Origin of the sequence: Fictibacillus terranigra (genome assembly GCF_030412265.1) — a bacterium.
In the GTDB taxonomy this organism is placed as follows: Bacteria; Bacillota; Bacilli; order Bacillales; family Fictibacillaceae; genus Fictibacillus_C; species Fictibacillus_C terrinigri.
Genome location: NZ_JAUHLN010000007.1, coordinates 64,006 through 88,067 on the forward strand (window position 1 = coordinate 64,006; position 24,062 = coordinate 88,067).

18 protein-coding genes and 1 riboswitch are annotated in these 24,062 nt (G+C 46.2%); of the genes, 15 read left to right on the forward strand and 3 right to left on the reverse strand.

What is annotated here, in order from left to right; all coding sequences use genetic code 11:
• The first annotated feature begins 94 nt into the window (after nt 1-94).
• From guaA to QYF49_RS23405, 13 genes are all read left to right on the forward strand, one after another.
• Nucleotides 95-1,633: a glutamine-hydrolyzing GMP synthase gene (gene guaA, locus QYF49_RS23345; RefSeq protein WP_290401990.1), complete on the forward strand. Its 1,539-nt coding sequence runs from the start codon at nt 95-97 to the stop codon at nt 1,631-1,633.
• A 126-nt stretch (nt 1,634-1,759) separates the two neighbouring features.
• A riboswitch (purine riboswitch) is annotated at nt 1,760-1,861 on the forward strand.
• Between the two features lie 122 nt (nt 1,862-1,983).
• Nucleotides 1,984-3,282, forward strand: a complete 1,299-nt coding sequence (locus tag QYF49_RS23350) for an NCS2 family permease (protein WP_290402007.1) — start codon at nt 1,984-1,986, stop codon at nt 3,280-3,282.
• A 371-nt stretch (nt 3,283-3,653) separates the two neighbouring features.
• Complete coding sequence (locus QYF49_RS23355) at nt 3,654-4,421, forward strand: vWA domain-containing protein (RefSeq protein WP_290401991.1); 768 nt, start codon at nt 3,654-3,656, stop codon at nt 4,419-4,421.
• Between the two features lie 39 nt (nt 4,422-4,460).
• The gene (locus QYF49_RS23360) at nt 4,461-5,258 is read left to right on the forward strand and encodes a PP2C family serine/threonine-protein phosphatase (protein WP_290401992.1); all 798 of its coding nucleotides are present in this window, start codon (nt 4,461-4,463) and stop codon (nt 5,256-5,258) included.
• A gap of 15 nt (nt 5,259-5,273) precedes the next feature.
• The gene (locus tag QYF49_RS23365; RefSeq protein WP_290401993.1) at nt 5,274-5,636 is read left to right on the forward strand and encodes a hypothetical protein; all 363 of its coding nucleotides are present in this window, start codon (nt 5,274-5,276) and stop codon (nt 5,634-5,636) included.
• 12 nt (nt 5,637-5,648) lie between these two features.
• Complete coding sequence (gene essC / locus QYF49_RS23370; RefSeq protein WP_290401994.1) at nt 5,649-9,725, forward strand: type VII secretion protein EssC; 4,077 nt, start codon at nt 5,649-5,651, stop codon at nt 9,723-9,725.
• Nucleotides 9,726-9,806: 81 nt separating this feature from the next.
• On the forward strand, nt 9,807-10,079 hold the full coding sequence (locus QYF49_RS23375; RefSeq protein ID WP_290401995.1) for a WXG100 family type VII secretion target: 273 nt from the start codon (nt 9,807-9,809) through the stop codon (nt 10,077-10,079).
• Nucleotides 10,080-10,383: 304 nt separating this feature from the next.
• Complete coding sequence (locus QYF49_RS23380) at nt 10,384-13,029, forward strand: tetratricopeptide repeat protein (protein WP_290401996.1); 2,646 nt, start codon at nt 10,384-10,386, stop codon at nt 13,027-13,029.
• Nucleotides 13,030-13,041: 12 nt separating this feature from the next.
• Nucleotides 13,042-15,690, forward strand: coding sequence for a hypothetical protein (locus QYF49_RS23385; protein WP_290401997.1), 2,649 nt, complete (start codon nt 13,042-13,044; stop codon nt 15,688-15,690).
• A 67-nt stretch (nt 15,691-15,757) separates the two neighbouring features.
• Nucleotides 15,758-16,075, forward strand: a complete 318-nt coding sequence (locus tag QYF49_RS23390) for a WXG100 family type VII secretion target (protein ID WP_290401998.1) — start codon at nt 15,758-15,760, stop codon at nt 16,073-16,075.
• Nucleotides 16,072-17,277, forward strand: a complete 1,206-nt coding sequence (locus QYF49_RS23395; RefSeq protein ID WP_290401999.1) for a hypothetical protein — start codon at nt 16,072-16,074, stop codon at nt 17,275-17,277. Before QYF49_RS23390 ends, QYF49_RS23395 begins: the two co-directional genes overlap by 4 nt.
• A gap of 25 nt (nt 17,278-17,302) precedes the next feature.
• Complete coding sequence (locus QYF49_RS23400) at nt 17,303-18,100, forward strand: hypothetical protein (protein WP_290402000.1); 798 nt, start codon at nt 17,303-17,305, stop codon at nt 18,098-18,100.
• Nucleotides 18,101-18,128: 28 nt separating this feature from the next.
• Nucleotides 18,129-18,689, forward strand: coding sequence for a DUF5381 family protein (locus QYF49_RS23405; protein ID WP_290402001.1), 561 nt, complete (start codon nt 18,129-18,131; stop codon nt 18,687-18,689).
• Nucleotides 18,690-18,736: 47 nt separating this feature from the next.
• Here QYF49_RS23405 and QYF49_RS23410 read toward each other — a convergent pair whose 3' ends face one another.
• Genes QYF49_RS23410 through QYF49_RS23420 form a run of 3 tightly spaced genes read right to left on the reverse strand, consistent with a single transcriptional unit; the run spans nt 18,737 to nt 20,130 of the window.
• Entirely contained in the window at nt 18,737-18,955 is a 219-nt protein-coding gene (locus tag QYF49_RS23410; RefSeq protein ID WP_290402002.1) for a hypothetical protein, read from the reverse strand.
• A gap of 22 nt (nt 18,956-18,977) precedes the next feature.
• Nucleotides 18,978-19,313, reverse strand: a complete 336-nt coding sequence (locus tag QYF49_RS23415; RefSeq protein WP_290402003.1) for a DUF2085 domain-containing protein — start codon at nt 19,311-19,313, stop codon at nt 18,978-18,980.
• The gene (locus QYF49_RS23420) at nt 19,306-20,130 is read right to left on the reverse strand and encodes an EcsC family protein (protein WP_290402004.1); all 825 of its coding nucleotides are present in this window, start codon (nt 20,128-20,130) and stop codon (nt 19,306-19,308) included. The genes QYF49_RS23415 and QYF49_RS23420 overlap by 8 nt, the downstream gene beginning before the upstream one ends.
• Before the next feature lie 317 nt (nt 20,131-20,447).
• Between QYF49_RS23420 and QYF49_RS23425 the strand changes: the two genes are divergently transcribed.
• Together QYF49_RS23425 and QYF49_RS23430 are read left to right on the forward strand one after the other, a co-directional pair.
• On the forward strand, nt 20,448-22,115 hold the full coding sequence (locus tag QYF49_RS23425; protein ID WP_290402005.1) for a transglutaminase-like domain-containing protein: 1,668 nt from the start codon (nt 20,448-20,450) through the stop codon (nt 22,113-22,115).
• Between the two features lie 109 nt (nt 22,116-22,224).
• Nucleotides 22,225-23,664, forward strand: coding sequence for a nicotinate phosphoribosyltransferase (locus tag QYF49_RS23430; RefSeq protein ID WP_290402008.1), 1,440 nt, complete (start codon nt 22,225-22,227; stop codon nt 23,662-23,664).
• Nucleotides 23,665-24,062: the final 398 nt, after the last annotated feature.

Below are 24,062 nucleotides of genomic sequence, written 5' to 3' on the forward strand. Positions count from 1 at the left end.
CAGAGCTGGGATTCCGGTTTTTTTGTCAAAGTAAAGGATATGTGAGGGTAAATTTGGCAAATACTACGGAAAGATCAATAGATGGGGTGACAGAATGAATTTAGCCAGTGAAATGATCGTCGTTCTTGATTTTGGGGGCCAATACAACCAGCTGATCGCAAGGCGTATTCGTGATCTTGGGGTATACAGTGAATTGCTTCCGCACACAACGACTGCAGAAGAAATCAAGAAGTTGAATCCAAAGGGAATCATCTTCTCCGGAGGGCCGAACAGCGTATATGCAGAAGGTTCACCATCAGCGGATGAAGCTATTTTTGACCTTGGCATTCCGGTATTGGGAATCTGCTACGGCATGCAGCTCATGACTCACCACTTCGGCGGAAAAGTAGAGCGCGCCAACCACCGTGAGTACGGGAAAGCAGAAATTAAGGTTGTAAATGAAAGCAAGCTGTATCAAGAACTGCCAAAACAGCAGGTAACATGGATGAGCCATAGTGACCTTGTTGTTGCTCCTCCACAAGGATTTGTAACGGACGTGACGAGCGTTTCCTGTCCGGTCGCGGGAATGAGCGATATCTCCCGCCACTTGTACGGTGTACAGTTCCACCCGGAAGTGCGCCACAGCGAATATGGAAATGAGATGCTAAAGAACTTTATCTTTGCCATCTGTGAATGTGAAGGCAACTGGACGATGGAAAACTGGATCGAGGACGAATTGGAAAAAATCCGTCAGACTGTTGGCGACAAACGCGTATTGTGCGCACTTTCCGGCGGCGTCGATTCCTCCGTTGTTGCCGTATTGATCCATAAAGCGATCGGCGACCAGCTCACTTGTATTTTCGTCGACCACGGACTCCTCCGCAAAGGTGAAGCTGACAGCGTTATGAAAACCTTCAGTGAAGGCTTCCACATGAACGTCATCAAAGTGGATGCAAAAGACCGTTTCCTGGGCAAGCTTAAAGGAGTGTCCGACCCAGAATTAAAACGTAAAATCATCGGCAACGAATTCATCTACGTTTTTGATGAAGAAGCAAGCAAGCTGGAGGGTGTAGACTACCTTGCGCAAGGTACGCTTTACACGGACATCGTAGAAAGCGGAACAGCAACAGCACAAACGATCAAGTCTCACCATAATGTGGGCGGACTTCCTGAGGACATGAAGTTTACATTGATCGAGCCGTTGAACACACTCTTTAAAGATGAAGTTCGTAAGGTTGGAACAGAGCTTGGTATTCCTGATGCTATCGTTTGGCGCCAGCCGTTCCCGGGTCCAGGGCTTGGCATCCGTGTCCTTGGCGAGATTACAGACGAGAAGCTTGAGATTGTCCGCGAATCTGACTTCATCCTGCGTGACGAGATCAGTAAAGCAGGCCTTGAGCGCGATGTATGGCAGTACTTCACGGTCCTTCCTGATATCCGCAGCGTAGGGGTAATGGGAGACATGAGAACGTATGATTACACCATCGGCATCCGTGCGGTAACGTCCATCGACGGTATGACTTCCGACTGGGCACGTATCCCATACGAAGTGCTGGAGAAGATCTCTACGCGCATCGTAAATGAAGTGAATCACATCAACCGTGTAGTGTATGACATCACGTCCAAGCCGCCTGCAACGATTGAGTGGGAGTAAAAAACGAACATTTCATAAATTTCCAATAAAATTATTCGTAAATAGATTGACGGAATCTGTAGCAATTTGTATAATTTCCATGTAAACAGTAAAAAAGTCACGATTGTAAAAACTTTATGGCTTTTAGCGCTGAGGCGTTTGTCATTTCGTATAAATTCGGGGATATGGCCCGAAAGTTTCTACCAGGCTGCCGTAAATGGCCTGACTACGAAGGTACATGGAACATCATATGAATTCAGTGGATCACACTGATTTTGTCATTTGATTTCTATTGCCCTTTGTATGTGAGCTCAAGGTAGAGAGACCTTGAGCTTTTTTGTTTTTCAATATTTATAATCAGGGGGATTATGATGAAGAACTATTTTAGCTTTGATGAACACGGCACGACCTACCGAAAAGAATTTATCGCTGGACTGACGACTTTCTTGTCCATGGCATACATCCTTTTTGTTAATCCTTCGATCCTTGGACAGACGGGAATGGATAAAGGAGCCGTGTTTACCGCAACGGCGCTCGCTGCTGCTTACGGGACACTGTTTATGGGCCTTGTTGCCAAATACCCGATCGCACTTGCACCTGGAATGGGATTGAACGCGTTCTTTACGTTCTCCGTTGTGCTCGGCATGGGCATTCCTTGGCAGACGGCGCTATCTGGTGTTTTATTATCTGGACTTATTTTTATTGCGATCACTGTTTTTAAAATTCGTGAAACGATCATCAACGCGATTCCGGTCGAGCTTAAATACGCAACGGCTTGCGGAATCGGCTTGTTCATCGCTTTTATCGGTTTAAAGAGTGCAGGGATTGTTGTTTCCAATGAAGCCACTTTCGTAGGGCTGGGCCATTTGACGAAGCCCGATACATTGCTTGCCATCTTTGGATTTATTGTTACTATCCTTATGGTTGTACGCGGGGTGAGAGGTGGAATCTTCTATGGTATGGTGATCACGGCCATCGCCGGAATGATCTTTGGCTTAATTGATGCACCTCATAAAATTGTGGGTTCAGTTCCAAGCCTTGCGCCGACATTTGGTGAAGCATTCAACCATTTTGATAAAGTATTTACACCACATTTGATTGTTGTTGTACTCACATTTTTCTTTGTTGATTTCTTTGATACAGCCGGTACGATCATGGCGGTTGCCAGCCAGGCAGGAATCATGAAAGACAACAAGCTACCTCGTGCAGGACGCGCGTTATTGGCCGATTCTTCAGCGATCGTAGTCGGTGCGACTCTTGGTACATCTTCTACAACAGCTTACATCGAATCAGCTTCCGGTGTTGCTGCCGGCGGACGTACAGGCTTCACGTCGGTTGTTACAGGGTTGTTCTTATTGTTAGCTTTATTCTTCTCACCGCTTTTGGTCGTCGTAACGCCTGCGGTAACGGCTCCGGCATTGATCGTCGTCGGTGTCCTCATGGTTGGGGTGCTTGGCAAGATCGAATGGAGCAAGCTTGAAATCGCGGTTCCGGCGTTCTTAACCATCATCGCGATGCCGCTTACGTACAGCATTGCAACAGGGATCGCGCTAGGATTCGTGATGTACCCGGTAACAATGCTCGTAAAAGGAAGAGGAAAAGAAATTCATCCGATCATGTATGTATTATTCGTGATCTTTATCTGTTACTTTGCCTTTTTGGTGGAGTAGGACACATAGATGGGAAGCGCCCAGGCAGTGAACTGCCCGGGTGCTTTTTTTATGAAAATGATAATGATGTGATTGGTGAGTAAACGTTGTTTTTCCGTGAGTAAACCGCCTAAAACCGTGAGTAACCGGTCCGTTTCTGGGAGTAAACCACATAAAACGGGGAGTAACCCTCCCATCTCCGTAAGTAAATCTGCCAAGCTGCCAACTCACAGTAAAAATACATCTGGGATTTATCGTATAAAAACGTAAATGATAGGGAAATAGTCCCGTAGTAAAACAGAATCACGAACTTGGCTACACTTTTCCACTAATTTTCCTTACAATAAGGGTAACTTACAGAAATTATTAAATTATAGGGGTCGAGAGAAACCATGGATTATCGTCTTCAAGCTACACAGCAAACACCAGCGTACATCATGTACCTGCTCGATATCAGCGCATCCATGAACCAGATGATGGATGCCGGAAACGGACAAGAAAAAAGAAGGATCGATGTGGTGACGAGCGCACTGAATTCCGCGATCCGCCAGATGGTGTTCCGTTCAACCAAGGGAAGCCGGCTTAGCCCGCGCTACAAAGTTTCCATCTTAGCCTACAGTGACAATGTCTTTGATGTTTTGGGCGGAATAAAAGGCATTGATGAGCTTGCAAGAATGAAGCCGCTTGATCATGTCCAGACCCAGCGGCTGACGAACACTGCCAAGGCGTTTTCTGCTGCAGAAAAAATCCTGCTGCAGGAGCTGGACAAGATGCAGGACTGTCCTGCGCCATTAATATGCCACATGACTGACGGGGCCTATACCGGGGAAGATCCGGAGCCGATCGTGCAAAGAATCATGAATCTATCCGTACCCGATGGAAAAGTGCTCGTCGAAAATATTTTTATCTCTGACGAAATTTTATCCAAGCCGATTGAGAACTCCAAAAAGTGGCCGGGCATCATGTATGAAACGGTGCTCGATGAAGACTATGGCAACAAGCTGAAACGCCTTTCCAGCCCGCTGCCGGAAAGCTACCGGGAAATGATGATCGAAACAGGATACAAGATCGAACCCGGAGCGCTCATGATGCTGCCGGGCACGAATGCGGACCTGGTTTCACTCGGATTCCAGATGTCAGCCGCCACACCTGTCCGTTAATCTGCCTTCTTACCATTCCATTAACCTTGAGGTGAATCCATGTATACGTATTATAGTGATCAAAAGAAAGAAACGCCGGTATCGTCGGTTTACCGGGATCCCTTTTCTATCCGTTACGGTTATGCAAGGTCCAGTGAAACGCAGGAAGCTGATGATTCAGGACAGGATTTTTTAGCGTTTGAAGTAAAGGATCGAACCCTCGTTTTCGCCGTATGCGATGGGGTCAGTCTTTCCTTCTGCGGGGATCTTGCCGCCCGCTTTTTATCGGAAAAGCTCATTCGCTGGCTCGGAGAGCTGCCAGCAGATGAGTTCAACGATGAAGCCGCTGTTAAAGAGAAGCTTGCTTTTTATTTGGCAAAGCTGACGGAAGAAGGAACAGAGACGATTCGAAAACACCGCCTTCCGGCTTCCATGCCGTCGATTTTAAGGGAAGTGCTTGAAGAAAAGCGGACAAAGGGCAGCGAAACGATGTTCATCTGCGGAAGGATCGGCATGGCCGATGAGATGACCAATCAGGCCCGAGTGTTTCTGGCATCATCAGGGGACATCCGCTTAAGAATCTGGGATTCATTCGAGGAGATAACGGCTAAGGGCGAATTGATGCCTGAAACGAAAAAGCGATGGTCCACAAAGGACGGGCTCATTGGCGGAGACATTCATACCGTTACCGGGCAATCACTGAGTGGAGTCCGCAGGATTGCGGTATATTCCGACGGGTTATCCGTGATTGACGGTTTAAAGCAGCTGCCGACGACGGATCAGCTCCAGATCCTTGTGAAAAAATCACTCCAATCTCCGCTGAGCGATGATTTATCCTTTCTGGATATCGCCTGGTAGAAAGGAAGAGAATCAATGGAAGAAATTATTGTTTCCTTTATACATAATGACAGTGAAAAAGACTTAAGACTGCCTAACCATCTGGAGAGCCAGAAGATTGCAGAGGCCCTTCACGAGTGGGCGGGACACGCCATGGGATGGGGAGAAGAGCCCTATGACCTGGAATACTCTTTCAATCAGAAAAACTGGTTCCGATTGGAGAAAAAGAAATCGCTGGCGGATGCCGGCATATGGGATGGGACTTTTTTGCGGTTCAGCAAAGAGCCGCAGTCATCTCTGCCAAAAGAAGATGATTTCATGGCCAGTGATGATTACGTGGGAGACGACCATCCCGAGGAACCATCGGGCATGGATTATGCATGGAAAATTATCGATTAAGGAGGGGAGGAGATGAGGAAGTCTCCGTATTTTAAACGGGCTCCGCGGTTAAAGCTCGCGATGCCTTCAGGAAGGATGGTCGTTCACCGTCCAAAAGCGGAACCGGCCGAGCCGAAATTTTCATTCGAATCGATGATCATTCCGATCTTTCTGACGCTCGCAACGGTCGGGATCATGTACTATATCTCGAAAACGATGTACAACAGTGCGAGCTATGCCATGTTTATGATGGCGATGAGCATACCGATGCTCGGCTCCTATATTGCAACGATCATTATTTTTTTCAAAAAGAAGAAAACCTACAAGCTTGAAGTGGAGCAGATGCACAACGAGTATTACGCACAGATCAAGAAGCATCATGGTGAAATCGAGGATCTGAAGAACAGACAGGCTCGTTTTCTCCGGGAAAAAGATCCGAATCCGCAGGACTGTGTACGGAGAATTGCGGACAGAAAGAGTTCGTTATGGGAGCGCGCCTATAATTCTGAGGACTTTATGGACTTGAGGCTCGGCCTCGGTACCCGTCCGTTTCAGATGGAGATCGAGGTGCCGGCGCAGGATGGCTATGATGTGAATCCGCTTATCGCGGAAGCACAAAAGCTGCAGACGGAATACCGCGAGCTGCAGAATGTCCCGGTTTCAATTCCGCTGCAGGAAAAGCGTGTGGTGGGACTGGTCGGGGAGCGCGCGGATATCCTGGAGATGGCCCGCGTACTCGCTCTTCAGCTGGTCACCCACCAATCTCCTGAAGAGGTGAAACTGGTCAGCGCCTATCCTGAAAGCGAGAGCGAACAATGGAGCTGGATGAAATGGCTACCTCACGTGTGGGATGAGGACCGGGAAAGACGGTATGTTGCTGAAGGGAAGCTGATGACACAGAAGCTGTTTGAAAGGCTGTACAGCACCCTTAACATCAGAAAGCTTGAAAATGACGGGAAAAACCGTGATGTTGTTCATATCCCTGAATATGTGTTCTTTCTGCCAAGCCTTTCTCTGCTGGAGGATGATTCCCTCCTGCCGCTCATTTTGAAAAAAGGGGATACGATCGGCGCGTGTGCCATCCTGCTTGCTCCGACGAAAGAAGCGCTTCCGATGGAGTGTGAACTGATCGTTGAAGTGAGAGACGGTGTCGCTCAATTGTATGAGACGTTCTCCAATGATGAGGATGAAGTGGTGTACTTTACAGGTTCGGAAAAAATTGCGATCGACCACTTTACGCTGACCGAGGCAAAAACGATGTCGCGTATGATTGCACCGCTAAGGGTAAAGCAGTCCTCTGCAGGCGTTATCCCGAAAGTGCTGCCGTTCCTGGATATGTACGGTGTGAAAAAGGTAGAAGAATTGGATGTAGCGGCAAAGTGGAAACAGAACCGCTATCCTTCTACGCTTCCTGTAGCGATCGGAGTCAGGGAAGGCGGCAAGCCAGTCTATTTGAACATCCACGATAAGATTGAAAAGAAAGGCCATGGCCCGCATGGTCTGATGGCGGGTACGACCGGTTCAGGAAAAAGTGAGGTCATCCAGTCGATGATTCTTTCTCTTGCCGCAACGTACCACCCGCATGACATGGCATTTATGCTGATCGATTATAAGGGCGGCGGAATGTCCAATACGTTCCAGGGGCTGCCGCATGTCGTGGCGACCATTACAAACCTCGAAGACCCCAACCTGATCAGCCGGGCGAAGGTGTCGCTTCGCGCGGAGCTGGAAAGGCGTCAGAAGCTGTTTAACCGGGCGGGCAACATTCAGCATATCGATGAGTACTTCAGGTCCGAATGGAAGACGAAAGAACCGCTGCCTCACTTGTTCATCATCATCGATGAGTTTGCCCAGCTGAAAAAAGATCAGCCGGAATTCATGGATGAACTGATTTCGATCGCCGCGATCGGGCGTACGCTTGGCGTCCATCTTCTGCTCGCCACTCAAAAGCCGGCAGGGGTAGTGGATGAAAAGATCTGGAGCAACTCCCGCTTTCGTATCTGTCTTCGTGTTCAGGACGATAACGACAGCCGTGAAATGATCAAGATTCCAAACGCCTCAAGCATCAATATTCCGGGACGGGCCTACTTCCAGGTCGGCAACAACGAGGTGCTGGAGTATTTCCAGTCCGCCTGGAGCGGGGCCGGGTACCACCCTGAGAACGAAGAAGACGCCAATGTGGCCACCATTTCCGAAGTGAAGCTCGATGGATCGGATGAGGTGCAGAAAAAAATCAAGACAGAGGGCAAGACAGCAGAAAAGCAGATTCAAGTTCTTATCCGCCATATGAAAGAGGAAGCGGAGAAGAACGATGTTCATCCTTTGCCGGGGCCTTGGCTTCAGCCGCTGCCTGAAAGCCTGCCAATCTCAGAATTGATCGAAACCGAGCAGTGGGATTCCACTGCGTGGGAACCAGGCGATACATGGATGGAGCCGACGGTCGGCATCATTGATGATGTAGGCAATCAGGATCAATATCCATTGAAGATCGATCTGAAGGAAGGCCACCTGTTGGCGTTCGGCATGCCTGGAACCGGTAAGACCACGTTCCTGCAGTCCACGCTGCTTTCCCTGTTCTATCAGCACGGTCCGCATGACCTGTATGCGTATATTGTGGACTTTAGCCGCCAGCTGAAAGACTTTTCCCGTTTTCCGCAGGTGGGCGGTGTCGTGTATGAAGAAGATACCGAAAAAATGCAGCGTTTGTTCCGTTATTTCCTGAAAGAACTCGCGAAGAGGAAAGAGCTTTTCTCCAATGAGGGAGTGAGCTCGCTCGAATCCTACCGCAGCATCACGAAGAAATCGCTGCCTGTTCTTCTGCTCGTCATTGATGGATATCACCGGTTCCGGTCGACGTTTGAATTTGAAAACGAGAAACTGGAGACCATCCTCCGGGAGGGTGCGACATACGGGATTCTTACGTTCGCCACGGCAAATCAGACGAACGACATGTACGAGCGCTATAGAAGCAACTTTGCTTCCATGGTCTCTTTTGAACTGGCTGACCATACCGATTACTACTATGCTGTCGGGCGTCCAAATTTTACTGCGACCAACTTGCCGGAAGGCCGCGGATTTGTGAAGGGGCATAACCCGCCTCATATTTTTCAGGCCATGCTTCCCTACAACGGGGGAAGCGAGGTTGAAAAAGTATCCTTTATCCGTGAGATTTCTGGAAAAATGGCGGATGCGGCGCAATGTGAACGGGCAAAACCAATCCAGATGCTTCCGCGTGAAATTTCCTTGAATCAGCTGCTGGGCGAGTTTCCTCCGGCTGAAACGGGATTATTGCCATACGGGATTGACGTGGAAGACCTGGACATCCAGTCACTCGATCTGGATGATGCCGACCATGTGTTTGTTACCGGACGTGTGGAATCCGGCAAAACGTCACTCCTTCAAACCTTTGCTTTATCCCTGATGTACCAGTATCCGGCTGATCAGCTCGATCTGTATATAGTTGAGATGGAACCTCAGTCCAAAGGGATTATGAGCATGGCAGGTTTTCCGCATGTGAAGGGATACGCAGCCGACTTTATGCAGGCAAAAGAGCTGTTTAACGAGATTGCTGCCAAGATGGACGAAAGAAAAAGCGATAGCCTTTCCTTTGGATGGGGAAGCGGGCAGGATGAGAACTCCTATCCGCCTGTTGTCATCATGATCGATGATGCGGAAAACTTTATGCAGCAGATGAATATGGATTTCGAGATCAAAGACCAGCTCGAAAAGCTCACAAGAGAAGCCCGCCAGAAGAACATTCATTTTATGCTGGCAGGTTCAATCACCAGCATGAACAGCTACATGCATGATAACTGGTTCATGAACATCAAGAAGAAGTTTGCCGGATTTCTGCTTGGCTCGACGTTGAGCAATGATCTGTATTTCTTTAATATGCGCCTGCCTCATTCAGAAACGGATAAAGAGCTTCTGCCAGGAGATGGTTATATCATTAAAGGCAAATATACGAAGATTAAAGCTGCGCTTCCTTTCATTACGCTGGAGGAGCGCAACGAATGGGAGACTTTGGTCCGTGAAAAGCACCATGTTTTAGAAACGCAACTGCCAAGAAATAGGTACATTGTTACTAATCACGCTAGGAAGAAAGGATGAAAATGGATTTAGCAGCTTCCTAACCGGGTAAATGTATTGTATATTTGCCTCATAATGGAAAAAAGGGAGATGAATTGAAAAATGTCAGTAAGAATTCTCGTTACACCAGAAGAACTAGAAGGAATTGCATCCAAATTCAATACGGGGGCGCATGACAGCCGCAGTCAAACACAGCAGCTTGAGCAAGCACTTCGTTCTCTTGAAGGAAAATGGGACGGGGCTACAAAGAAACGCTTCTTTGATCAGTTCGAGCAGTCTAAAAGACATATGGAAGCCTATGTACAATTGCTAGAGAACATCGACAAAGAACTCAGACAGATCGCAACACGTTTCCGCACTGTCGACGCACAATAAGGAATCCATTAAATTCAAGCGAACCAGAAAGACTAGTCAAATTCCTTGGCTGGTCTTTTGTTTTGGGAGTTCCCTTTTTAGTGCGTATACTCGCTTCTGCTGTGCCGCTTTTTTTTAAAAGGATGCATTGAGCGGATGGTGCTAGTACGTTAAGATAAGAATAGATTGCATTTTTTGTCAAATCTATCTTGTAAAAATATTACATAATGTACTAGGTTTATGGTTTAATATTGTCGGAAAAAGAGAATGTATGATATTGGCAATTGTATAGCCGAAAGGTTGCATGGATAGGGGTTTTAGCATTATGAGTTTTCAGCCAGAAGCCGGAGAAAGCATACGCCTGTTTAAAAGGAGATATACGTTTCCTAAGCACCCTGCTGTACAGGGGATTGATATCCCGTACGGGCAGGAGGGACGGCAGGGGACTGTCTACCAGATTAAAGAGGACAACACGAGAAACAAAGCCGCACTGAAGGTGTTCAGGGAAAGGTTCAAGAACAAAAATCAGGTCAAGCTTTCTGAACAGCTGAAGAACTATTCTTCGTTCTATGGTCTCTCTGCCTGCCTGCGCTCTGTCATTGAGGAAGGTGAGCATGCAAGGCTCATCGGGCAGTTTGATGATCTGGAGTATTCTCTGATCATGCCGTGGATCGATGGTCCTACATGGGCCGATATCCTGATGGAAGAACAGGCACTTTCAAAAGAAACCTGCCTCCGCATCTCCTGCATGCTGTCTTTCCTTCTGAAGGAGTTGGAAGAAGCGGGCATCGCCCACTGCGACCTCTCTTCAAGCAATGTGATCCTTCCGTTTTTGCAAGAGAAGGCGAGGCCTGTTTTCGCCGACATTGAACTGATCGATATTGAAGAGCTTTGTGCACCTGAACTGAGTGAACCGAAAGCACTGCCGGGCGGATCACCTGGCTATGCAGCAAACTATGTCAAGGACGGTGTCTGGTCAAAAGATGCCGACCGTTTTGCAGGGGCTGTGCTCCTGGCAGAGATGGCCTCCTGGCATCAGGAAGACGTCCGCAGGCTTAAGGGGGATGACTTCAGCTATTTTGATACTGATGAGATGCAAAACGAAACGGAACGGTACAAGACATTGCTTGTTGCTCTTGAGGAAACGCTTGGTGAACAAGCAGTACAGCTGTTTAAACAGGTGTGGAAAAGCAAGCGGCTTGACGATTGCCCGTCTTTTTCCGAATGGTTTGCCCTTTTTCCTGAGCATGTAAGAAATTTTGTCAGCGCTAGCCATGAGAAGTATATGGCGTCCAAGAAACCGTCTGTTCCGCTCGGCGCGGTAAGTCTTGATACACTGCTCCACATTGCGGCTGCTTTTGAAGGGCTGGGCAACAAAAAAGCCGCACACAGTGAGTATCAATTCATCATGAATCATTTTCCGGAACAGAAAGCCGTTGTGGAGGAGCTGCAGATGCTGCTGAATGAGGACGAAGAGAATACTCGTCCCGAGCTGAATCTGAATCCTGCCCATTATCTCGAAGCTGCCCAGCATTTTGAGAAGCTCCAGGATTGGAATACCGCACTTATCTTTTATACCCGCTGTACACAGCTTCCTTCGGTTGATTTTACAACCAAAGAAGAGCTGTCCATCATTATTGAGGAGCTCCAAAATCAAGTAAGAGCGGAAGCGGAACAGCAATCCACAGCAGAAAAACTCAAGCAGATCGCGGAAGAACGGGAAAAAGCAACAGCCGCCGCACTTGCAGAGCCGCTCGAGGCAAGAAAGGCCGAGCGTCCGAAATTCAACATTCAGCAGTTCTTTCTGCGGCATTGGAAATGGATGATCGGAACGGCGGCCGCCGTCTGCCTCGGTATCGGCCTTTATTATATGTACCAGGCTTCTCAAGAGAAAAAGTGGCACGATTACATAAAGCAAGGAACAGAAGCCTTTTCACAGCGGAGGTACAGTGAGGCTCAACAGTACATCCAACAAGCGATTGATAAGAAGCCGACGGAAGACCTATACACGAAGATGGCGACGATTTACATCAGCCAGGGGCAAAATCAGCAGGCCATCCAATACCTTAGTGATTTGAAATTTAAAAAAGAGATATCTCCTAAAAACGCGGAAGCGAACTATCTCATGGGACGGGCCTATTTTATAGATAAAAACTATGGCGAAGCTATTCCTTATTATGCAGCCGCGTATAAGGACAAAAAGAATAAGTACTACCAGGATACCATTAGGGATCTCGTCATCAGCTATGCCTCCATCAACCAGTTAAAAAAGGCCAACACTCTGGTTGAGCAGCTGCAAGGCAAGGATAACAAATCGAAAGCCTTTATCGCGTATTTAAAAGGGGATCTATACAGCAGACAAGGGAAAGGTACGGAAGCTGTTGATTCGTTTGAGGAGTCCGTCGATCTTGATCCGGCCAATAAAAAATATATAAAGAAATTGGTTGAGGCGTATATCAACAACAATAAAACCAATCAAACGGACGACTCCATGAAGACCAAAACATATGAGAACGCCATCTCGTTAGCGAACGGACTGCTGCGTGAAGATTATACGAATATCGATTATTTAAATCTGACCGGCCAGCTTTACTATGAATATGGATTGTTTGCTGAAGGTAAAAAGCAAAAGGCAAAAAGCCAGAATTTATATAAAGAAGCTTTGAATGCCTACAATCAGGTTACTGAATTAGGAATTCAAGAAAGAAACACGATGCTGAATACCGGGATTTTATATGAAAAAGTCGGAGATAAGTCAAAAGCTGAAGCGACGTATAAAAAAGTGATTAAGCTAAATCCAATCTACGGACATGCCTATTTTGTCTATGGAATGTTCCAGATCAAAGAAAAAAATTACAAAAAGGCTTTGCCGCTTCTTAAAAAGGTCATCCAGATCAATGAAGACCCTACCGATGTGAATCTGGCAAAAGAACGAATTAAAGAAATGAAAGTGAAGAAGGTTTTGATTTAGGGAGGGACAACAATGGCAGAAAAGGAAAATGACAGTTTTTTCAGCCCGAAAGCCAAAAAGGTGATGCTGACATCCTCTGCGGCTTTGCTTGTGGCACTTGCCGGTACAGGAACGTATTATTGGCAAAACAAGGATGCTTCGACAGCTATCAGTTCTGATGTAGCCGGTAAGCCAAAAGAAACAGGCAAGTCAAACAAAGACATCCGGCTAAACACCGATGATAACCAAGTCAAGGATGACCGGGATAACAAACCGGATAGTAAAAATGGAGAATTAACTTCCAACAGCAATAACAGCGATGGCTTTGCACTCAGTGATGACACCGGGAATCCCGTATATTTGGTGGATGCATCAGATCCAAAAAACCCGATTGCACAGTTGGTTGTGGACTCCGATAAAGTGGTGATCCCAACTCCGGAACCGGAATTTCCAACCACACCTGTAATTACCCCGCCGCCGACTGAAGGTGATGTTGGGTTTCCGCCGGTCATTGATCCAGGCACAGATCCAGGCACAGACCCCGGAACAGGTCCAGGCACAGACCCCGGCACAAACCCAGGCACAGATCCCGGCACAGACCCAGGCACAGACCCCGGAACAGGTCCAGGCACAGATCCAGGCACGGATCCAGGAAACCCAGGTGATCCGGGCGGAGAAGACCCCGGCAGCCAGTTCCCGGATGTAGCGCTTGTCGTTCCGGAATCCTTATACGAGCGTTTAGACAGCTACAGCGGCAACAATGACTTTTACAATGTCATGTACTACGGGCAAAAAGAAATCAAGCCTGACAGTGAAAAATATGAGGACTTAATCAAGATGGTTGTGGATGCTGCGGCAGATGCAAAGACCAAAGCCTATCAGGGTCAAATGATGACGCCTGAAAGCATGGCCAACCTTCAGAGGATCACTTCTCTTGGATTTGAAAATGAAGAGCTGAAAAAACTTCAGGATGAAATCAGAGCAGATCTTTATTCGAAATTCGCAGAGCAGGAAATTGCCATTTACCTCACTAAGCCTGCGGATCCTGAAAATCCTGATGACGGAAACGGAAACCAGCCGCTTGATGCTGAGAAAGCGCAGCAAGTGCTTTATTACATCGGAAAATACAATGATCAGCATCCTGCGAAGGATTTGAATCCAAATGAATACAGTGAAGCCGACCGTTTCGTGATGGAAGCAGCACAGCAGGAACAAGCAACCAACATCGCGGCTGCTTTGAATAAATATCAGATGCTTGCACAATATTCTCCTGCTTTTGGCCAAAGCGCTAAAGATTTGAAGGCCAGTATTTTAGCAAATAAAGTAGAGCAGGAGAGAGCGGAAGCCGGTACAAGAGAACCGGGACAGTATGAGCCTCTTCCTGAAGGCAAAGAACTGGAAACTCTCAAAGAGCTGCTGGAACAGAAAAATTACGCCCAGGTCATCGAGCAAGGCAGTGACCTAGCGAATTCAGATGCAGATTTTCCTTTTGGACAATACAAGAAGGTTGTCGGACAAGCCAGCACGGCGCTGCTTGAAGAAACCAACAGTCTTGCCAGCGGACCATCTGCTTTTACAACAAATAAAGACAACATTATCCGAAACTATCAAATCTTAACGGAAGAGTCAGGGGTTCCGGATGATGTGGATCAGGAAGCAGCCAGCCATTTGGATGCGTTCTTCCTGATGCTGCAGGCGATCAAAGCGTCTGATAAAGACTTAAGCGAAGCGGTAATATTGGCTTCTGAGTCTGTTGATGCATGGGAAGACAATGAAGCTTTCCAAACCGAAGTGAACGGCATTTCAGGCAGGCTTCTCGCTTCTGCAGAACAATACAATCTGGCAGATATGAAGAAAGAAGAGAGCGTCTACGAATTGCTGAGCACGACGCCTAGAGTAAATGAAGCGGATAAAGCGACTGCCTTCAACCGAAAGAATTCCTTTGCGTATTCACGAAAAGCAGCGGACCTTCTTTCAGGCAAAAACTACAATGACGCGATCTTCTATGCGAGTGAATCCAATCAGATGTACAACAAAGGCCAAAACGATGACACACTCAGAAACGCAGCGAGACGTCTTTTTGCCCAAAACGCTTCTGGCGACTTTAACGATCTTCTAAAAGTCTACAGAATGATCGCCAGTGCAACTGGCATGCCGAAAAATGAAGCAGCGATGGCGGTTGAAAGACAGGAAGCCATTGATAACTTCCAGAAAGGCATGGATGAAAAAGCAGACGGCGACCGTGAGAAAACCGTGTACTATTTGGACAAAGCCGCAGACAGCGATTGGATGTCTGCTAAAGTCAACGACGAGCTTCAATACCAGGCACAACTGCTGCTAAACCGTGCCAATGACCTAAAAGCTGCCGGCAATGAGGGTGATCTTAAAACAGCTGTCAGATACTATAAGACTTTGCTCGTTACTAAGCATGTCAGCAAAGGCACACGTGATGAAGCAAGAGATGCCATCAACGAACTGAAAAATAATTCATCTTCTATAAGAGAAGGTGCTCCACAAGAAAAACAGATGAAGCGCACTGAGCCTCAAAGAGAAGAAACGAAACCACAATCTGAGGAAAATGAGGTTAAGGAAGAAACAACGAAAGAGGAAACGCCGCAGCCTGAAGCGCCTCAAACTGAAACAAAACAAAACGAAACAGCAGAGACATCTGAACAAGTCTAAAACCTAATCAGCAGGCAGCACAGTTGCCTGCTGATTTTGAAATAAAAAAGGATGGCGGTGAAGTAACATGGATTCTGGAAAAATCCGTGCGATGGCACAAGCTTATAGCGAAGCGGCAGGATTGGTCAGAGAATGCGAATCCAGGCTAAAAGGAACCCTTGAATTTAATGGTGGAACTTGGACTGGAAACCGAAAAGAAAAGTTTAACAGCAAGTATCAGGACGCGACCAAGGCGTTTAGCATGGTAGTCACAGAATTTATGGAAACAAGCAGTGAGCTGAACAAAGCGGCACAGCGCTGTGAACAGATTCTGCATGATCTATTGGAAAAAGAGCGCCAAGAGCAGCTTAAACGGCTTGAACTTCAGAAAGGAGGCCCAAGATGACGAAAATATCCATTGATCCGGACAAACTCTATAAGATGTCAGATGATATGGTCAAAGAGATTACGAACCTTGAAAAAATCATGAGTGACCTCGATAAGAAGATGTCTGATGTGGTAAATTCCTTGTCTCAGGGACCTCATTATTCACCCGGGTATTTTAGTGCCATGCAGGGAGCATTGATGCATCATGCTCAGTCTCGCTATCTTGTACGGCAATTAAAAGACGAAATATCAGAGGCAGAGATCTATTCAAGGAATACCGCAGAGAAATTTGAAGAGGAAGACAGCCTGTTCAGTAAGCTGTTTAACATTTATAACGATTATCAAGGCTTTGTGGCAGCCGGCACGATTGCCTCACATGGGCTGTTTTTTCAGCTTTCTGGACTATCGAAATATGTGAAGGTAAATGGGAAGTGGGAAGTAAGACATAATGGTTATTACCAGCAGCTCTTGAAGTCTGTCGATGAGTCCAAGTTTAGAGCGTTTGCCAGGACATGGGCGAATAAACGAGGGATGTTTAAATATAAAAACGAACCTTTAGAGAATCTGCTGTATAAGAAATACTCCAAATTCTTCCCGGATGATGTAGCGAAATTCACCAATGGCATGATGGACTTCAGGTCCAACATCAAAAACACAGGAATGCTCAATACGCTTAAAAACCATACAGGGGATCTGCTTAAAGCGGGATCCAAGTTCGGTAAGACGAATGCCGCCATCGGCCTGGTGATCTCAGCCGGGTCGGCATCTGTCGGCCTTGGAATGGATGTTGTCGACAACTACCGTAAGTATGGCGCAAATGAAGCGGTCTTAAAAAGAGAAAATGCAAAAGCTGTGGGAAGAGCGGCTAACACATTGATTGTGGAAGGCGGATTCACGGCAGCCGGCGGTGTAATCGGAGGGGCTATAGGAAGTATTGGCGGTCCTGTAGGTACAGTAATCGGCGCGAGTATCGGAGGAGCCATAGGCAGTATGGTCGGCGAAAAAGTAGCGGCAAAAACAGCTGGCTTTTTTGAAGATGCTGCGCTGGTCGCAAAAGAACCGATTCACTCGGCGATAGAGACCGTTAAAGGCGGAGTTGAAGCGGTTGGCAAGGGTATTGATGCAGTGGAAAAGGGAGCAGACAAAGTGAAAGAAACGGCATCTTCTCTCATAGATGGAGGCAAGAAATTTTTGTCCCGTAAACTATCGTTCGGCTGGTAGTAAAAATGAATAAGAGGTGTGATGAATGAATAGAGTGACACTTAGTATAGATGAACTTATCTATGGTTTTTACAGTGAAGGATTATTTGAACAAGCCATAGGATTAAGGCAAACCTTTTTTGAAGAGTTGAATGATGACCAGTTTGAGCTCGTGCTCCAGACTTCTTGCCGTTCTTTATTGTCGAAGGATCTGCTGGTCTATGATGAACACGATCACCGATTTCAACTAACCGAGGAAAGTTCCTCCCTGATCAAATCGCTGAATTATTCTCCTTTATCCTTGAAATTTTCGAGGTTTGAAGCGGATGGAGGCCAGGATTCCATTTCCATTCACTTACCAGGAGGAAAAGGAATTTGCCATTCCGTTATACATGAAGGCCAAGTTCATGTCTTTGATATACTCAGCCAAGGGGAGATTTTACTTAAGCTAAAAGAATATTTCTCTTTGAAGGACTCGGGCAATGACTCTAATAAAATTCTGGAACTGAAGCAAGCGGAATTTGAGGAAATGCTAACATTAGCAGAACAACAGCCTTCAAGCCTGGAGGCATACTTACGTACTTTATCCAATCATAGTGAAGCTTCTCTTTTTGCAAATGCCGTTTCTTATAATAAGGGAAAGATGAACAGCATGCTGGTCTTAGGATTCGATGATAAAAAAGAACCGGATATTGAAGATGTATTGTTTGTTATCTGTGATCCTGTTTCTTCATGGGTAATTAAAAAGAATGAGCAGACATATGAAGTATTAAGCGGGGGAAGAAACGTTCTTTCTGATTTGGTGGAATCCAGGATCGTGGGTCTAAATTCTTTTTCTGTCTAGTTGAATCAAAAAATAGCGGGTGGTAAATATGAAGTTTGTTAATGAAACAGAAAACGGGGTGCAGGTCACGTACAGCAGTTTTAATCTTAAATGGATGGTCGGAGGTTCGTTGCTGCTGACTGCCGGTTCACTTTACTTAATGTCTTCGGTAATGGACGTGGGTATAATCCGCGGTTTTTTCAATTTTTTAATTGGAACGGCAGGCTTATTGTTTTTTGGCGGGATTCTGTTAAGAATGTTGACCATTGCTTGGGGGAATAAGATACTCTTTCAAATAAAGCCCACTGGTTTTGTGACGAGAAAAGGAAAGGAAATTCCGTTTTCAGATATTCAGGGGTTGTCTTTTGGATGGCACAGTTCTCGTCCTACAGGAATGGTCTTTAAAGATGTCATCCTGCATACTGATCAGAAGTCCATTTTAAAGAGTAAGGCTTATTTGTGTACTTACAACTTATTGGACGATGATGAAATAGAAGCCATTATCAATAAATATGTAATTCCGAAAGTCAGCGAATCCTGCAAACAAGCTTGGCTGAAAAAAACTTCATCTGACGTTCATAACGATAAAAATCCAAATATGCCCACTTAATCAACAAAGCAGGCTGTAATAGCCTGCTTTGTTGTATGTATATTAGATCAACAGCAGTCAATCTGATTACAAACTTCGTCACAAAATGTGGTTTCTTCCTTTTTCTTTTTCCTTCGTGCAGACTTTTTTTGATAGAGGTACATCGTTCCTGCACTCACTGTCCCGGAACCGATAAGAGAGACACCAGCCATGCCATGTCCAGAAAATAGTAATTGGAAGCTTGCAATGATGGTCGTGAAGATGGTCATGATTAATGCAATAAACATAAAAACACTCCCTAGATCAATTTCAGCTTAGTAGCTCCTTCAACAAATCTGCGGCATACCATATCATCATGCACTGGCCGATGCCGCTCAATAAACCTGTGATGACTCTTAGTGTGTTGTTGCTCTCGCGCCATTTCCATTTTTGGGTAAAGCCGTCGATCAGCATGGGAAGCTGAAGAAACAGGGCGAGGAACAAGTTATGTACCAGCGGAACAAAATACAGGAAAGGCAGCAGAATATAGGAACCGTAGATAGCGGTGCACCTGGCGCAGAGCACCAATGGCCGGCCTTTTATTTTCAAGCTGCGTTCCGGCCTGCGATGGCAGGGGATGATTGATAAAAGATCCCCTTTACTCATTTGATGACCCCTCATCCAGCCTGTGAAGGCGCTCTAGAATCCTCCGCTTCCTATAAAGCATCATTCCGGTTTCCGCAACCTCATCAATGGTGGACTTGTTGATAACGGCACCAAAGATAATTCCGGCAACAGGAATCATCTGAAAGAGCTTTTTCCAGCCGAAATGATCCCGGTAAGCGGCTATGACCTCACGCCATCCTTGCAGCTGTGAGATTGCCTGGCGGTCACGCTCCGCATCGGTCATAGAGAGTTCTTCTAAGATCGCACGTTTTCCAACATAGTCAGAAGAGGCGAACTGAAGGCATTTGATGATAAAGATACGCTCTTCTTTTTGGTTAGGATCATAACCGTAGGAGATTGCGATCTCCTGAAGAGTTTTCAGCGACAATCCCAGCACCAGAGGAATGTCGATCCCAAGAGTGAACAGTCCGCCGATGCCAGTTGTCGCGCCTTGTACGGTCGCCATCTTGGTTCGGGAGCTTTTAAAATAAGAAGCGGTCTTATCCATGGACACAAGAGGAAGCTTTGCGATCTCTGCGGCTGTAAAGCCTTCTGGCAGTTCCTCGTATTCATTCATTTTTTTCAGTATTGATTTCTCACTGACCAAATATTTGCCGCCGTTATGAACGTAGCTGCCGATCTCGTCCACAATCTGAAGCATCTTATCCTGCAAAAATTTCGGTGTGATCTTATCCAGGAGCATGAACGGAATTCGCCCAAGTTTTTCCCAAAACCAGAGATCCTTTTGATCCTTTTCCCATTTCTCAACCATCGTAAGTTCTTTTTTAAGATAATCCCGTGTCTCTATCGTACTCACTCCCAAATTCATAAGTGGTGAATATAACCATTATAATATTTTCTTATGTATACGTCATAGGGCTTTGATTAGTTTCATCAGCTATTGAAGAGTTCCGAACGGCGGGGACTCACATCTTACTGATTCCTGCTGCCGTTTTTATTTCGGAAACAATTGATCGTGTCATATTGAATGGACAACGGAAATAAAAGTAGGAGGAAGGATTATCTTTCAATGGAATGTGCGGTTTGATGAGTAAAAACGCTTTGGATAGCTGGTGGAATGGCGTAAAATAAAAGTATCGCAAAATAAGAGCGTATATTTAAGGAGTGACCACGATGAGGAAAATACTCCTCATTTTCATTCTTCCGTTTTTGCTGGTGATCTTGCCGGCCTGCAGCCTATTAGATACAGCCGATCCTAAGATGGATGAAGGACCAGCGGGTAGCCGGTATACGGCAGCGGCGGAAAAGAATAATGAGAAAACCAATTTGGAGCAAGTACAGCTTAGCGGTTACAGCAGAAAGGTTGGCGCTACTCTAACCAGCCCGAAGTATCGTAAATTCAGTGTGAACTCTGCCTTTACAGTCTCAGGTTCCATAAAAAATACGCAGCGTTTAAAATCAAATTATGCCCTGATTACGGTACACAGTGCAAAAGGGGGCATTCCTGACTTTAAGTACCTCGCTCCGATCAAGGGAGGCAAATATAAGCAAAAAGTCCAGCTTTTCGACGGAAAAGGAACCTACAAGGTGAAGGTCAGCTTGCCCAGTGAAGAGAGCAAGGGTTATTATTACGATCTAACCGAGATGGAAGTTACGAATGTAAACCCTGAAGTGAAGAGGGACATACTCTATACACAGAACGCCTATCAGCAGGATCTGAAATTAGATTCCTCGGTGGAAGGCTATATGAAAAGGGACGGCAAGGTGGATTTGAGCGGGTGGATCGGCAATAAGAACGCAGAAGACCTCATGATTGAAATGTCAAAAGGTACACAGGTGACCAAGGTGATGGTTCCGCTGGATCACGGCAGGTTCCAAAGCAGTCTTCCGCTCTATTTTGGAAAAGGAATTCATACCATAAAGATCATGACACCTGCAGAGAACATGGCCAATTATTATAACCAGGCCGCCGAACTGCAGGTGGATAACACGTCAGATCAAACCTCTCAGCCGGTCGAATTCTCCAAGGAATACAGCGAACGCGGGTATACACTGGAAACTCCCGCAGCAAGCGGGGGGGAAACAGACCTGGATGCTGAGGTAAAGGGAAAGATTGATCCGAACGCGCCGTTTGCCAAAGAGACCGATACCGTTTTTGTCCAGACAAAAAAGGGAAGCTTGGAAGCGATGTACGCCATCCCAGTGAAAAATTACACATTTGACGGAAAGTATTATCTTCGTTTTGGCCCAGGGCATTATGAGGTGAATGTTTTCGCGCCAGAAATTTCATCAGCCAACACGAACGTCCAGCATTTTACGGGCATAGCACATTTTAGCTTAGAGAACATGAACCCGAACGATGGGCGCTATCGTCTGCCATCCAGAGGCATCCAGTCGGATGATCCTGAGATCGGGCGCCTGTCCCAAAAATTGATGCAGGGCAAGGCGAATGACAAAGAGAAAGCGCTAGCCGTGTATAGATTTGTGGCAAAGAATGTACGTTATGATGTACAAAAACTAAATCAGCGGTCTTTTGCCTTTGATGACAGTGCGATTAAAACGCTGCATGACAAAAAAGGTGTCTGCCAGGATTTTTCTTATCTCGGAATCGCCCTTTTGCGGGCGGGAGGAATGGAAGCTCGGATGGCCACCGGTTATGCCGGCCAGGATCATGCATGGATTGAGGCAAAAGTGGACGGACGCTGGATGACCATGGACCCGACGTGGGGTTCAGGCTATCTGCAGGCCAATCGTTTCATCCAGAACTTTACGATGAAATACTTTGATCCCGATCCTGCTGAATTTAAGAAGACGCATACGAAATCAGGAATTGAATATTGAACAAAAGTCTGGAGACCGGTTCTCCGGGCTTTCTTTATTTGTGCAGAAGAAGTAGAGTAGGAATTGAGAGTTTAGGGAAAATAAGGCGAGAAAGGTGTGAAGAACGATGATGCGGCATGAAGATCTAACATTACATACGGACAAGTACCAGATCAATATGATGTATGCTCATTGGAAAAACGGAACACAGAACAAAAAATGCGTGTGTGAAGCATATTATCGCAAAAACCCGTTTGGCAATGGCTATGCTGTATTTGCCGGGCTTGAACGAATTGCATATTATCTGCAAAATCTTAAGTTTACCGAAGCGGACATCGATTATCTCAGAGATCAGGAAGAACAATATGAAGAAGGTTTCCTCGAGGAACTAAGAAACTTCAAATTCACAGGAAATCTCGCATCGGTAAAAGAAGGTACGATTGTTTTTCCGAAAGAACCGTTAATTCGGGTGGAAGCCAGAATTTTTGAAGCCCACTTGATCGAAACGGCACTTCTGAACTTCATGAACTACCAGACGTTAATCGCAACAAAAGCTGCCCGTATCAAGCAAGTGGCGCCTGAAGATTACTTCATGGAATTCGGAACACGCAGAGCGCAGGAAGCGGACGCGGCGATCTGGGGAGCCAGAGCGGCGTATATCGCGGGATTTGATGCAACATCCAATCTTCTCGCCGGCAAATATTTTGGCATTCCAACAAAAGGCACGCATGCCCACTCCTGGGTCCAAAGCTTTGATAGTGAAGAGGATGCCTTCCGAAAGTTTGCCGAGGTGCTTCCAGATCAGAGCATACTCCTTGTCGATACCTATGATTCGTTGAAAAGCGGGATTCCCAACGCCATAGAAATCGGTCTTGAATTAAAAGCCCAAGGTAAAACGTTAAAAGGCATAAGGCTCGATAGCGGAGATCTTGCCTACCTTTCCATACAGGCGAGAGAAATGCTGGACGAGGCCGGTTTAAACGATACAGTGATCGTGGCCTCCAATGACCTTGATGAAGACGTCATCTCGGAACTAAAAAGCCAGGGGGCTAAAATTACATCGTGGGGTGTCGGCACTCAGCTCATTACATCGGCTGATCAACCGGCATTAGGCGGGGTATACAAGCTCGTTGCCCGTGAAAGGGATGGGGAGTACGTGCCGTCCATCAAAGTATCCGGCAATGTGGAAAAAGTAACAACACCAGGTTTTAAGAAAGTTTACCGCATCATAAATGAAGAAACAGGAAAAGCGGAAGCGGACTACATTGCAATGGAAGGTGAGACACTTCCTGAAAAAGATATCTACCTGTTTGACCCTGTGGAGACCTACAAAGATAAAACCATCCATCGTTTTCAAGCTCAGGAGCTTCTGGAGCCCATCTTTAAAGAGGGAGAACTGATCTACGGGCTTCCAGCTGTCGAGGAGATCAAATCCTTCTATAAAGACCAGATAAAAATGTTCTGGCCGGAGCACATGCGAAAACTGAATCCGCAAACCTATTTTGTTGATTTAAGCGAAAAAGTGTGGAAGACGAAAATGGAACTGCTGAAGCAAGCAGCAAAGAAATAGAGTGATGAACCCGGCCGGCAGCATATGTCCGCCGGTTCTTTTTTAGGATGAAAGTGCAGTTGGAGCCTGATGTATTTAGGGCTGATTACGTATTCCGGCCCGCTTCCCGCGTCGACTGGCGTGTGACTGATTCTGTAATGGGTCTGGAGGTGCGCTGCCATTTTAAATAAGTTGGCTTTTTTATTCAAAAAAAGGTTGACCACTTTATGAATCGTTGGTATAGTAATAAACGTTGCTGCTTTTGATACATCATTTCCTTCGAAAAAACGAGCGAAAAAAGTTGTTGACTTAGCAAGCAAAACTTGATAAGATATTTCTTGTCGCTGCTTGAACGCGACGGGATAAACAGTTCTTTGAAAACCAAACAAAAGCCAGGTAAGTCAGGGATTTTACAATCC